This is a genomic window from Cohnella rhizoplanae, assembly GCF_948329515.1.
GTDB lineage: Bacteria > Bacillota > Bacilli > Paenibacillales > Paenibacillaceae > Cohnella > Cohnella rhizoplanae.
In genome coordinates this window covers 1-10,091 of sequence record NZ_CAOJCN010000047.1, presented here as the reverse complement: position 1 = coordinate 10,091, position 10,091 = coordinate 1, and the positions used below count along the sequence as shown (strand labels likewise).

Annotated in this window: 11 protein-coding genes and 1 pseudogene; all 12 read left to right on the top strand. The window is 46.1% G+C overall.

The window, feature by feature from the left end; genetic code table 11:
- Positions 1–104: 104 nt before the first annotated feature.
- A complete protein-coding gene (locus PQG80_RS28565) occupies positions 105–401 on the top strand; it encodes a metal-sensitive transcriptional regulator (RefSeq protein ID WP_271755250.1) in 297 nt (98 codons plus the stop codon).
- Between the two features lie 30 nt (positions 402–431).
- Positions 432–632, top strand: coding sequence for a cation transporter (locus PQG80_RS28560; protein WP_271755249.1), 201 nt, complete (start codon positions 432–434; stop codon positions 630–632).
- A gap of 29 nt (positions 633–661) precedes the next feature.
- Positions 662–3,109, top strand: a complete 2,448-nt coding sequence (locus PQG80_RS28555) for a heavy metal translocating P-type ATPase (protein WP_271755248.1) — start codon at positions 662–664, stop codon at positions 3,107–3,109.
- 20 nt (positions 3,110–3,129) lie between these two features.
- A complete protein-coding gene (locus tag PQG80_RS28550) occupies positions 3,130–4,047 on the top strand; it encodes an LptM family lipoprotein (protein ID WP_334219855.1) in 918 nt (305 codons plus the stop codon).
- Positions 4,048–4,071: 24 nt separating this feature from the next.
- Entirely contained in the window at positions 4,072–4,692 is a 621-nt protein-coding gene (locus PQG80_RS28545; protein WP_271755247.1) for an NAD(P)/FAD-dependent oxidoreductase, read from the top strand.
- Positions 4,693–4,706: 14 nt separating this feature from the next.
- The gene (locus PQG80_RS28540) at positions 4,707–4,964 is read left to right on the top strand and encodes a glutaredoxin family protein (RefSeq protein WP_271755246.1); all 258 of its coding nucleotides are present in this window, start codon (positions 4,707–4,709) and stop codon (positions 4,962–4,964) included.
- A gap of 32 nt (positions 4,965–4,996) precedes the next feature.
- Entirely contained in the window at positions 4,997–5,203 is a 207-nt protein-coding gene (locus PQG80_RS28955; protein WP_432432819.1) for a heavy-metal-associated domain-containing protein, read from the top strand.
- A gap of 131 nt (positions 5,204–5,334) precedes the next feature.
- Entirely contained in the window at positions 5,335–5,568 is a 234-nt protein-coding gene (locus PQG80_RS28535) for a ferredoxin (protein WP_271755245.1), read from the top strand.
- A gap of 33 nt (positions 5,569–5,601) precedes the next feature.
- Positions 5,602–6,607: pseudogene (locus tag PQG80_RS28530) on the top strand (NAD(P)/FAD-dependent oxidoreductase).
- 451 nt (positions 6,608–7,058) lie between these two features.
- Positions 7,059–8,537: a spore germination protein gene (locus tag PQG80_RS28525; RefSeq protein ID WP_271755244.1), complete on the top strand. Its 1,479-nt coding sequence runs from the start codon at positions 7,059–7,061 to the stop codon at positions 8,535–8,537.
- The gene (locus tag PQG80_RS28520) at positions 8,538–9,641 is read left to right on the top strand and encodes a Ger(x)C family spore germination protein (protein WP_271755243.1); all 1,104 of its coding nucleotides are present in this window, start codon (positions 8,538–8,540) and stop codon (positions 9,639–9,641) included.
- An 18-nt stretch (positions 9,642–9,659) separates the two neighbouring features.
- On the top strand, positions 9,660–10,091 hold a 432-nt coding region (locus PQG80_RS28515; RefSeq protein ID WP_271755242.1), incomplete at its 3' end, for a hypothetical protein.

The following is a 10,091-nucleotide window of genomic DNA, read 5'->3' as shown; positions in this document are numbered from 1 at the left end:
ATATAGGGATGGGGGGTAAACTAAAAATATATTGACGTATATACTATAGGGGGGTATATAATGGATAGTGGAGGTGCTTGCAATAAACATTACGGAAGTGAACGTTGAAGAATCATGTGGATGGCCGAAGAAGTCATCATTCAATTGCCGTCAAATCAGACCTGACAACTCGACTGAATCGGATTGAAGGGCAAATCCGCGGTGTGAAAGGCCTCATTGAGAAAGACACATATTGCAATCAAGTGTTGAATCAAATTGCCGCCATTCAGGCTGCACTGAACAGCGTGCGAAAAGTTCTTTTAACAGGACATCTTAGTGAGTGTGTGGTGGAGCGCATTCAACAAGGCGATGCCGAAGTGGTAGATGAGCTGTTGCAAACCATTCAAAAGCTGATGAAATAAAAACTACAAAAGTCAAAGGAGAAATGAACCATGAAAAATGTAACGCTGAAAGTTGAAGGTATGTCTTGCGGCCACTGTGTCAATTCGATTGAAGGGGCTTTGAAAATAATCGGGGCAAGCGGCAAAGTCGATCTCTCGGGAGGAACCGTAGCTGTAGCGTACGATGAAAGTAAACTGACGCTCGCTGCCATTAAGGAATCCATTGAAGAACAGGGATACGACGTGGTGTAACCAATCGGAAAAGAAACGAGGTGTTCGTGATGGAAGCAACCAGGCTGGAAAAGGAGCAAACGTCCCTGCAATTAACCGGTATGACATGCGCCGCGTGTGCAAACCGGATTGAGAAGGGACTGAGTAAGCTTGAAGGCGTGACGGAGGCCAACGTGAACTTTGCTTTGGAACTGGCGACAGTTACGTATGATCCGAAAAAAGTAAATGTCGCGCAAATGGAACAGAGCATTCAGAAACTCGGCTACGGTACGGCCAAAGAAATCGTGGATTTCAAATTGGAAGGCATGACCTGCGCGGCTTGCGCCAATAAGATCGAGAAAGGCCTGGGCAAATTGCCCGGCGTCACGAACGCCTCCGTTAACTTCGCAATGGAAACCGCACGAGTCGAATACAACGCGGCCGATGTATCCATCGCCGACATGCAGCAGCGTGTGGAAAAGCTGGGCTATAAAGCGATAACGAAGCAAGACGAAGCCAATCCTGCGGAGCATCGAGAGAAAGCCATTTCAGAGCAAAAGCGCAAACTGTTGATTTCCGCGGTTCTTTCGCTGCCACTGCTTTGGTCCATGGTCAGCCACTTTTCGTTCTTATCCTGGCTCTGGATGCCGGAACTCTTCATGAATCCGTGGTTTCAATTGGCGCTCGCGACACCCGTTCAATTTTACATTGGCAAACAGTTTTATGTGGGTGCGTTCAAAGCGCTGCGGAATAAGAGCGCCAATATGGACGTACTCGTCTCGCTCGGAACGTCGGCTGCATACTTCTACAGCTTGTACCTAACTATTGAATGGGTCTCGATGGGCAGCATGGCGCATCACGGTCCATCGATGTACTACGAAACGAGTGCGGTCCTGATCACTCTTGTTATTCTTGGGAAGCTGTTCGAGTCGCTGGCTAAAGGCCGTACATCCGAAGCGATCAAGACGCTGATGGGACTTCAGGCGAAAACGGCTCTCGTTGTCCGGGACGGGCAGGAAACGACGATCCCGGTAGAGGACGTACTTGTCGGCGATATCGTGGTGGTGAAACCGGGGGAGAAGATTCCGGTGGATGGGGAAGTGCTGGAAGGTAGTTCTTCGGTCGATGAATCGATGCTGACCGGCGAAAGCATACCGGTCGAGAAAAAAGCCGGCGACAGCGTAATCGGTGCTACCGTCAACAAAAACGGAAGATTGAGATTAAAAGCGACCAAAGTCGGCAAGGAAACCGCGCTTGCCCAAATCATTAAAGTCGTGGAAGAAGCGCAAGGCTCGAAAGCGCCGATTCAACGGATAGCGGATGTCATTTCCGGAATCTTCGTGCCGATCGTCGTAGGGATTGCGGCTGCCGCATTTCTCGTTTGGTACTTCTGGGTGACGCCGGGCGATTTTGCAAATGCGCTGGAGAAGGGGATTGCGATCCTGGTCATCGCCTGTCCTTGCGCACTGGGGCTCGCTACTCCGACATCGATTATGGCGGGCTCCGGCCGCGCCGCAGAGCTTGGCGTGCTGTTCAAAGGCGGCGAGCATCTGGAATCCACGCACAAAATCGATGCGATCATTCTCGACAAAACCGGCACTGTAACGAAGGGGAAACCGGAACTTACGGATGTTGCCGCCGCAAATATAAACGAGCATGCTTTTCTACGCTTGGTTGGCGCCGCCGAGAAGGACTCCGAGCATCCTCTTGCGGAAGCGATCGTGGCCGGAATCCGGGCTAAAGGCATCGAGCTGCCGACAACGGAACAGTTCGAGGCGATACCGGGGTTTGGGATCCGTGCTGTCGTCGAAGGCAAAGAGGTTCTGGCCGGAACGCGCAAGCTAATGGCGAAATATGAGGTTTCGGCGGTACAGGCGCTTGATCGGATGACGCAGCTTGAAGAAGATGGGAAAACGGCGATGCTGATCGCGATTGACGGAGCGTATGCGGGTCTCGTCGCGGTGGCCGATACGATTAAAGAAACGTCGAAGGAGGCGGTAACGCGGCTAAAGGAAATGGGCATCGAGGTGATCATGATCACCGGTGACAACGAACGCACCGCACGGGCGATTGCGGGACAAGTGGGCATCGATCATGTTCGCGCTGAAGTGCTTCCGGAAGGCAAAGCGGAAGAAGTGAAGAAGCTGCAAGCGCAGGGCAAGAAAGTAGCGATGGTCGGCGACGGCATTAATGACGCCCCCGCGTTGGCGATGGCAGATATCGGCATGGCGATCGGTACCGGTACGGACGTGGCCATGGAGGCCGCCGACGTCACCCTGATGCGCGGCGATCTGACGAGCATTCCGGATGCGATCTACATGAGCCGAAAAACGATGAGTAACATCCGCCAAAACCTCTTCTGGGCGCTCGGCTACAACACCCTCGGCATTCCGATTGCCGCGATAGGGCTGCTGGCCCCTTGGGTTGCGGGCGCGGCGATGGCGCTCAGCTCGGTATCCGTCGTGCTTAACGCTTTGCGGTTGCAGCGTGTCAAAGTACGTTCTGCATCAAATTTGTAATGAATCGGAGTGGATCAAGCATGATGAAGAAAATCATCCTCGTCGCTGCGGCGGTACTTGCGTTAAACGTATTGGCCGCATGCGGCAAAACAGGGGACCAGAATCACGCAGGTGGAAATAACCATGCCGGTCATGGAGCGAGCAGTGGTCAACCGAACGACGAAAGGCCGGTAGGCGAGAAGGGGGCGGAAGAGATGGATCACGGACGCGGCCACGGCGGCCATGGCTCAAATGCGAAACCTACGGCAGAGAATCTTCAAGCATCATTTGCCTTCCCTGCAGGCGCTGCAAAAGCAAATGAAGAAACGGAATTGACCATTCAAGTGAAGGATAAGGACGGAAACCCGGTAAATCAATATGATGTCAATCATGAGAAATGGCTTCATCTCATTATGGTCAATCACGATTTGTCTTTCTTTAGCCACATTCACCCAGAGTTTAAGGGAGACGGCACTTTTACGGTGAATACTTCGTTTCCGGCTGGCGGCGAGTACAAAGTATTTGCGGATTTTATTCCGACTGGCGGAGCCAATACAACGCTCAGCGAGTGGGTAAAGGTGGAAGGCGAGGAAGGCACGCACACCGCGATTGTAGCTGACGCAAATCTGGTGAAAGAAGTCGATGGAAAGAAAATTGAGCTCTCTATGAGCGCCGCGAAACCGAAAGAAGACGTTACCTTGACCTTCAACATTCGCGACGCGAAGACGAAGAAGGGGATCAATGATCTGCAGCCTTATTTGGGCGCGGTCGGCCATGTCGTGATTCTTTCGGAGGATGCGAAACAGTATCTACATGTTCATCCGATCGATGAGAAAGCAACTGGGCCGGAGGCGAAATTCGCGACTTCTTTTCCGCAAAGCGGCACGTTCAAAATTTGGGGGCAATTTCAGCACAACGGCGAAGTGTTCACTGTGCCGTTCGTTGTAAATGTGAAGTAACAGATGCCTAGAGGGGGATTGATCATGGGAGACAAGACGAAACTGGCGGTATCGCCTCCGATTCAAGTCGGGGGCAGTCTCTTTACGCCGGATCAACTTGCAAAGATCGGTACGGTTGCCGGTTCAGACGCCAAAATTGAAATGACCTCGTTCAAGCAGCTTTACGTGGAAGTGCCTCTTGCTCAGCGAGAAGCCATTCAGGATGAACTGGAGCACGCCGGCCTGGAAGTGTATCCGGCCGGGTTTGCAACGAAAAGCCTGATCGCCTGCAACTTTTGCAAAGGCGCGGAAGAAGCCGGTCTGGAGACGGCTCGCATCTTGAATTGGGCGATCGCTGGCATTGCGACGCCCACGCCGCTGAAGATTGGATACGCAGGCTGCGCACTGGGCACAAGCGAACCACTGATGAAAGATATCGCTGTTGTCAAGATGAGGGACACGTTCGATATCTACGTTGGAGGAGAACCCAAGGGTATCAAGGTTCTGACTGGACGGCTATTTGTCTCCGGCATAACGGAGGAACGACTTGTTCCTGTTTTATCTACGCTTATTGATTTCTACAAGCAACAAGCCAAAGGAAAAGAGAAGTTCAGCAAATTCGTAGACCGGATCACGCTGGAGCAATTGAAACAAATCGTCGCCTAAAGGAGCGAACTTCCATGCCGAAAATCGATCCGAAAGAACCAATCATAATTTACTCGATCCCGACCTGCAGCGACTGTCACTTTGCCAAGCGCTATTTCAATGAGCATCAAGTTCCCTTTGTAGATTACGATTGCCAAGAAAATATCGAATATGCGAAAGAAGTTCTGGAACTGACAGGAAAGCAAGTCGTACCGACCATCGTCATCCAGGACCAGGTATATGTCGGTTTTGCCGAGAACTTGAATGAAATAAGTAAACTCCTTGAAGGCTAAATGACTATCGTTCAAAAAGGAGGTGAAAACCAATTAAAGAAGCAATCGTCCAAGTACAGGGTATGACTTGCCGTTCTTGTGTTCCTAAAATTGAGGGTGCGATCCCTGGAATCGGCGCTGAAAGTCGCGTTAATTTTGAGCAGGGCACGGTAGATATTCGGTTTGACGAAGCCAAAGTTCAAATTTCCGAGATTCAGGAAGCCATTCAGAAAAAAGGATATAACGCCGTTCTGTTGTAATATATCGTTCATACGAATTCATCGGCTTTGTGGAAAATCTAATTGAAATTAGCGTTTTAAAGAGAAAACCCGGTCGAGCTTCGGCCGGGTTTGTTAAATCATACTGGAAAAAAAGCGAAGGAGCGTATAAGATGGCCCAATATACATGCGTGGACAAGGATACTTGCATTGCATGCGGAGCATGTGGAGCGGCGGCACCCGATATTTTCGACTACGACGATGAAGGCTTGGCCCACGCCATATTCAAGGGAGACGACAATCGTGGGATATCGGCTATCGACGAAAGTTTGTGGGAAGAATTGCAAGATGCGGTAGACGGCTGTCCCACCGATTCAATCAAGATGTCTGACAAGCCATTTTCCTAACTATAGAAAGACTTGCTTCGGGGGGATTAGAGAATGTACGACAAAATCAACACAAACTCGGACATAGCCACTATTGGAGGCGGTCCTGCTGGCATGTTCGCCGCCTTCTACGGCGGCATGAGACAGATGTCGGTTACGCTAATAGAAAGTATGCGAAAGTATGCCGCAGCTCGGCGGCCAACTCACCGCTTTGTATTCGGAGAAGAATATCTACGACGTAGCCGGCTTTCCTAAAGTGAAAGCCCAGGAGCTTGTCGATCATTTAAAGAATCAGATGGAGTTGTTCCGAACTGACGTTAGACTCGAGGAGAAGGTTCTGGCTGTGCGCAAGCTCGGTGAGCGGTCGTTTGAGATCGTCACGGATGGCGCTATTCACCAAGCGAAAGCCATCATCATCGCTGCGGGTATCGGTGCCTTCGAGCCGCGCAGGTTGGAGCTTCCGGAAGCGATACGTTTCGAGAATTCGAATCTTCATTACTTTGTCAGCGATCTGGAGCGATTCCGCGGCAAGAAAGTGCTCATTAGCGGCGGTGGTGATTCCGCATTGGATCGGTCGCTGATGCTCGAGCCGATCGCAGAGCGGGTGACGCTCGTTCATCGCCGTGATAAATTCCGGGCTCATGAGCATAGCGTCGAGTTGCTTACGCTGTCCAAAGTCAATGTCGTCGTGCCGACCGAGAATACAGCGCTTCACGGAGAAGAAAGCATCGAGTGGGTTGTGCTTACCGACGTGAAGACCCAAACGAAGATGCTGGTCGATGTTGACGAAGTCATCATAAATTTCGGTTTCGTTAATTCACTGGGACCGATCCGAAACTGGGGACTTGTCGTCGGGGGCGGTTCGCTCGTTGTCGATACGAAGATGGTGACGAATATTCCTGGCATCTTCGCGGCCGGAGATATCTCGATTTATCCGGGCAAGCTGAAGCCGTTTACTGTTGGCTTCGGAGAAGCGCCGACTGCCATTAACAATGCTAATGTTTACATCGATACGCAAGCCAAGCTTTCACCCGGGCAAAGCAGCAATATGAAAATGTAAGGAAAAAGGGCATCTTGCCTTCGAATAGGCCGGTTCGAATCCGGCTCGAAGGGAGGTGTCCATTTTTTGTGACTGCTGAACTTTTAAAATTATAGGTCCGAAAGGACCAACCAGTGCAGCTAAACGACAAAGTCGCTTGGAGAAATGGAACCTGAAATGGACCTAGTTGATGAATGCGTGGCTGAGAAAAAGCCCTCCATTCTTGGGATTTCTACATTCCTATATCCGGTTAGGGAGATAGCCCGGTTTCAATCTACTTTGTTTAACAGACAGTCCTGCAGTTTTTAAGGCTAAAAGCGATGCAATTTACTATGGTTCATGCACCTCTTTATCGAAAATCCAGGTTCATGCATAAATGAGTAAGGATTGGCGAATCCTTACTTTAAAGTTATGGAAATTAACACACTTCAACTAACATGAATTATTATGAAGCATGACTGGAGGAGACCCATTGAAGAATCAAATAAATTCATCAAGCGATAATGAGTCATTTTCAATTTTAGATACAAACTTGAACAAAAATATCTTATATTTGGAGAATATATTTACCGACTGTCCCGATGTTGTTTATCAAAGTTTTATTGTGAACAACACAAAATTATACATGGTCTATCTGAGTGGATTTGTGAACGATGAAAGCATACCCCTGCAAACTCTAAAGTTACTGCTTGAAACAAATACCAATATACTTGATGATAATTTGATTTCCACAACACCAATTATTGAAACAAGCGAAATGCAGAATGTAGTCAGTGAAATTCTAGATGGGCATTTAGTTGTTATTATTGACAAAGAGAGCAAAGCACTAATTTTCAAAACGAACGGAGGTGCTTATAGACAGGTTTCAGAGCCATCCTCTGAAGCTGTGATCCGAGGATCAAAAGACGGTTTTATAGAGAATCTTTCGACAAATATTGTTTTGATAAGACAAAAAATAAGATCTACAAAATTAAAAATCATTCAAAAAAAGTTAGGCGATCTGACGCAGACGTCAGTTGCTATCGTATATCTAGATCACTTGGTTAACCGGGAAATTTTAGAGGAACTCCAAAAAAGACTGGATCTTATTAAAATAGATGGCGTTTTAGAAAGTGAATACGTAGAAGAATTCATTGAAGACAACCCCTTAAGTCCATTTTCTCAAATCCAAAATACTGAACGGCCCGATTCAGTTGTAGCGAGCCTGTTAGAAGGAAGAATAAGTGTTTTATTAGATGGCTCACCATCCGCGTTGATTGTTCCAACAACTTTTTGGCAATTATTACAAAGCAGTGAAGATTATTATCATCGGTTTTACTTTTCGACATTTATTAGATTATTACGTTTTATATCCGTTTTAACTACGTTACTTCTTCCTTCCATGTATATCGCATTATCGACCTTCCAAATCGAGTTGATACCTACGACAATGCTTTTGACATTGATGGCCAGCCGTGAAAAGGTACCCTTTCCGGCCTTGATCGAAGCTCTCACTATGGAAGTAACTTTTGAAGCACTTAGAGAAGCCGGTGTGCGGCTCCCAAAATTAATTGGACAGACCGTAAGTATTCTGGGGGCGATTGTTATTGGTACAGCAGCTGTTCAAGCAGGCATTGTATCAGCGCCAATGGTTATTGTGACCTCAATAACCGGAATCGCAGCATCAATTATTCCTAAAGCTAATATTGGCGATACATTAAGATTGTTACGTTTTCCACTAATGCTTTTAGCTGGTACATTGGGGTTATTTGGGATATCAGTAGGTATCGTGATTATTGCAGCACATTTGTGTAGCCTAAGAACTTTTGGAATGCCCTTTATGAAGCCCATTGCTCCTTTTTCTCTACTCGAACAAAAGGATGTACTAATAAGAGCTCCGTTGTGGCTTAGTACAATAAGACAAAATAAAAGTACATGGCGATATCATTTATTTAAGAAAGGAAGAATGTAAATGAAGAGACGATGCCTTGTTGTGGTTCTGATCGTCTCCATGTTAAGTGGATGTACCGATCAAAGGGAAATAAACGATGTAGCGTTAGTTTTAGCAACAGGTATCGATAAGACAAATCATGAATTTAATGTGACTCTGCAAATTCCTATCTCTAAAAGTGCCGGAACGGAGGAAGGAAGTAAAGAAGTATTTTACTTAGAAAATAATTCCGGTCGTTCGGTACAAGAAGCTCTTGGAAATATACAAAAACAAATGCCGCGAATTTTACGATTTTCACACCAGCAAGTAATTGTTATTAATGAAGAAATAGCAAGAAATAACATAAGTGAAATCTTAGACTTTTTTAACCGCAATCGAGAATCTAGATTGACATCTTATATTTATATTTCTGAAAAAGAAACGTTTAACGTTCTAAATACTCATCCCAAGTTAAGCGGAATATCAGCGCAAGATATTACGGGGATAGGCAGATTAATGGGGTCGGGAACAACAACTCGAGAGTTTCTCAGCGCTTTGTACAGAGAAGGTAGTGATCCAGTAGCCTCTGTCGTCAACAATGACAATGGCAAGTTGACTTTTAACAAGATGGCTGTATTTAAAAATAGAAAAATGAAATTTATCACCAATGAAAGTCAAACACTTGGCTTACTGTGGATGAAACGTAGTGCAATGAAGGGGAAATCCATTACTTTTGTTAGCAAACATAAACAGATTATTACCGTAAATGTTTCTAATCATAAATTCAAAATGAAAGCTACTGTCATGGATGGCATTCCTGAATGCCATATCCGCATTGCTGGTAAAGGATATATAAGCGAAAGCGAGGAGTCCTTAGATTTAAGCAATAAAAAAGCAATACATGAAATAGAAGAGTCATTGGAACTGGACATCAAAAGAAAGATTATGGATATTCTTGAATTAACTTTAAGAAGCGGTATCGACATCCTTGGTATTGGGAATTACTTATATGTACATAAGAATTTGCAATGGGAAAAGAAATGGAAAGATCAGTGGGATACGATGCTTGCTAAAACTAAGATTGATATTGATGTAAATTTCCGCATTGAAAATACGGGTCTAAATATAAACACTTTGGCAAACTGAAAGGTGAGATGGTTCAAATTGAGAAATAAATTATCGTCCGTACAAATAGGGATGCTGTGCGCGAATGCCATTTTGACGATATCCCTCATTCATTTTCCGCTTACACAAGTAATTCCAGCTAGAGAAAATGCATGGCTGGTATTTTTCTTCCTTGTACCGTTTGTTTTGATTTTAACTTCTTTGAGTCTGATGGGTTTACGCAAAAAAACAGTCTGGAGTTTTCTCGCCATTAAAAGCGAATATAACAATTCTGAAAAATTGATTTCTTTTTTATTCGTATTATTGACGTCATTTCTACTGTTGCATGATCTACAATCGTTTATTAATTCAATGCAAATCGCACTTTTACCATTAACGCCGATATTTTTGACGACAATGATTACGGTTTTAGTACTGGGATATATGGCGCAATTGGGATTAGGCAGTATAGTCACTTTTAATAGCCTATTC

Coding starts and splice junctions, on each gene's coding strand:
- PQG80_RS28560 (WP_271755249.1), top strand. CDS start 432: ATGAAAAATGTAACGCTGAAAGTTGAAGGTATGTCTTGCGGCCACTGT.
- PQG80_RS28555 (WP_271755248.1), top strand. CDS start 662: ATGGAAGCAACCAGGCTGGAAAAGGAGCAAACGTCCCTGCAATTAACC.
- PQG80_RS28550 (WP_334219855.1), top strand. CDS start 3,130: ATGATGAAGAAAATCATCCTCGTCGCTGCGGCGGTACTTGCGTTAAAC.
- PQG80_RS28545 (WP_271755247.1), top strand. CDS start 4,072: ATGGGAGACAAGACGAAACTGGCGGTATCGCCTCCGATTCAAGTCGGG.
- PQG80_RS28540 (WP_271755246.1), top strand. CDS start 4,707: ATGCCGAAAATCGATCCGAAAGAACCAATCATAATTTACTCGATCCCG.
- PQG80_RS28535 (WP_271755245.1), top strand. CDS start 5,335: ATGGCCCAATATACATGCGTGGACAAGGATACTTGCATTGCATGCGGA.
- PQG80_RS28520 (WP_271755243.1), top strand. CDS start 8,538: ATGAAGAGACGATGCCTTGTTGTGGTTCTGATCGTCTCCATGTTAAGT.